This is a genomic window from Rhodococcus sp. P4_B6, assembly GCF_056402215.1.
In genome coordinates, this window is the sequence record NZ_JBFUHV010000438.1 from 1 (window position 1) to 1361 (window position 1361).

A 1361-nucleotide genomic window follows, 5' to 3' on the forward strand; every position below is an offset into this window, starting at 1 on the left:
GCGGCGTGCCGGTCACCGTGTGTTCGACGCCGGTCGCACCGGTCCTTGACCGGGCCCGGTCCTGTTGAAGGTCGGAAAGATGCTGGTCAATGATTCGAATTTCTCATCTCGAGAGTTTGCACCTGAGCGTGTCCGAAACGTTTACCGGCTCGCGGGAGCCGCAGGCCCTGTTCACACGATCAAGAAGCCTCGTCGACGTGGAACAGGCCCCACACCTGCACCCGCCCCTGCGCGGACTGGGCGGACACCTTGACGCGCCCTTGCAGTCGAAGACTCTGCGCGTGCCCGGGGCGCCCCGTCGTGCGACAGACAGCTCCTTCGGATTCCTCATCCGAGACGAGACCGTTCCCCGGAGTCTTCGTCCGGCTTTGATTGCGAAACAAACTTCCCAGCAGTTCTTTTCGGTCGATCGTCAGTTCCTGACGTCGAGACGTGCTGGCTCCGAGACCCGAATCACCACCTAATGGTGCCGGTAAGGGGGACTACTGTTCCTCGGACCGATCCCGTGGCCGCAACACCGCCCCGATCCAGGGTAGGCCCATGCTCCGCGAGCAATGGCGCTCCCCCGACCACCGGCCGCTGTGTGTCGGTGACGTGCTGGTCGTGGTCTCATGGCGATCGTTCGAGACTGTTGAGCTCATCGAGGACCTGGTCGACGGCGGTGGTCGGGATACGGAAGTCATTGCCCGCCGACGCCCGCAGGCGGTCGCGTACGTAAGCGAGCAGGGCGAGTTCACACTCGAGGTCTGCTGTGGTTCGGTCGCTCACGATCTCATCCTGCCCTGAGCGGGCGTGATCCGCTCGACGCGTTGAGAACGAACGCTGCGGTGTGGCATGCGCGGCCAATGCCCCTTTCAGGGGACATGCCGTCTCCACCTGGTCAACGCCCTGTTTCGCCGAACCAATCGTCGGTCGGACGAATCACCGTCGCAATCTCGGGGCCCGTACCCGTGTCCCACGTCCGCAGGCCCCGACAGCATCCGCGCCGACTCCGACAAGGCACTGCCAAACTTGGCTCCGGCGGCGACGCGGGTTGGTGCTCGGCCTCTTCAGCTGCACTCCCAGGGCTGGCGAGGCCCTCGGCGCTTTCGGCGGTCTGGCCGCAAGTCCGCTACCGCGGGATGGTGTGTTCCACCCGTTCGTTCGGCAAAGGCGGCCGGCGTGCTTTCGGATCCCTTCTTCGCACGGATCCGGAAGCACATCTGCGTGTTCGGGTGGTTTACGCGAAGCCGACGTACTTGGTCTCGAGGTACTCCTCGATGCCTTCGGTGCCGCCTTCGCTGCCGAGTCCGGACTGCTTGACTCCACCGAACGGCGCGGCGACGTCGGAGATCACTCCGCGGTTGACGCCGACCATGCCG

General features: G+C 64.8%; 2 protein-coding genes. Both read right to left on the reverse strand.

The genetic code is table 11. The annotated features are described in order from the left end of the window. Positions 1 to 609 precede the first annotated feature (609 nt). Positions 610 to 768: a hypothetical protein gene (locus tag AC1DWT_RS51370; RefSeq protein WP_477926287.1), complete on the reverse strand. Its 159-nt coding sequence runs from the start codon at positions 766 to 768 to the stop codon at positions 610 to 612. Between the two features lie 451 nt (positions 769 to 1219). Then, on the reverse strand, positions 1220 to 1361 hold a 142-nt coding region (locus tag AC1DWT_RS51375), incomplete at its 5' end, for an aldehyde dehydrogenase family protein (RefSeq protein WP_477926288.1).